The following is a 937-nucleotide window of genomic DNA, read 5'->3' as shown; positions in this document are numbered from 1 at the left end:
CCGGTCGCGGTCGCCGAGCCGCGCCGGCGTCCGACACGTCGACGCGCGACGCGGACCACGACCGCTCCCGAGGGGGGCGATCGATAGAGGTCTCGGGCCCGGAGGCGCTGCCGGTTTGACCTGCTGCGCCGCCGGGCCGTAACCTTGACAAGTCGCTCGTGGCGCCGCTATGTCGTCGCGCGAGAAGTCGCGGGCCGGGCCTTCCGAGGCCCCGGGGCCGGCGATCCCGGCCGACGAGAGTCGGTCGGTCAGAGAGAACACCGCACAGTAGTCGTGGTCGTCCCCAGCGGCGGTCACACACCCGAGAAGCAAGGGGAAGCCCTCGATGTACGCGATCGTCAAGACCGGCGGCAAGCAGTACAAGGTCGCCGAAGGGGACCATGTCAAGGTCGAGAAGATCGAGGGTGAGGCCGGCACCTCCGTGTCCCTGTCCCCGATCCTCGTGGTCGACGGCTCGACCGTCACCTCCGCTGCCGACGCCCTGGCCAAGGTCTCCGTCTCCGGTGAGATCGTGGAGCAGACCAAGGGTCCGAAGATCCGGATCCACAAGTTCAAGAACAAGACCGGATACCACAAGCGTCAGGGTCACCGTCAGAAGCTGACGGTGCTCAAGATCACCGGTATCAAGTAATCCATCACGGCCGCCAAGGCCACCAGCTCAGCGCCCTCGGGCGTCTTCCCTGAAGGAGGGTTCGGACATGGCAAGTAAGAAGGGCGCATCCAGCACCCGTAACGGTCGTGACTCCAACGCGCAGCGCCTCGGCGTCAAGCGCTTCGGTGGCCAGGAGGTCAACGCCGGCGAGATCCTGATCCGCCAGCGTGGCACCAAGTTCCACCCGGGCGTGGGCGTGGGCCGTGGCGGCGACGACACGCTGTTCGCTCTGGCCGCCGGCGCGGTGGAGTTCGGGACCAAGCGTGGTCGCAAGACCGTCAACAT

2 protein-coding genes are annotated in these 937 nt (G+C 67.2%); both read left to right on the top strand.

The window, feature by feature from the left end:
- Positions 1-325: 325 nt before the first annotated feature.
- A complete protein-coding gene (gene rplU, locus G6026_RS15225; RefSeq protein ID WP_017835684.1) occupies positions 326-631 on the top strand; it encodes a 50S ribosomal protein L21 in 306 nt (101 codons plus the stop codon).
- Positions 632-698: 67 nt separating this feature from the next.
- On the top strand, positions 699-937 hold a 239-nt coding region (gene rpmA / locus G6026_RS15220), incomplete at its 3' end, for a 50S ribosomal protein L27 (protein ID WP_182613670.1).

Source organism: Dietzia sp. DQ11-38-2 (assembly GCF_014145055.1).
GTDB lineage: Bacteria > Actinomycetota > Actinomycetes > Mycobacteriales > Mycobacteriaceae > Dietzia.
This window is presented reverse-complemented; position numbering and strand designations above follow the sequence as displayed.

What these genes read in the sequence shown, in the direction of transcription:
- rplU (WP_017835684.1), top strand. Translation starts at nt 326, where the DNA reads ATGTACGCGATCGTCAAGACCGGCGGCAAGCAGTACAAGGTCGCCGAA.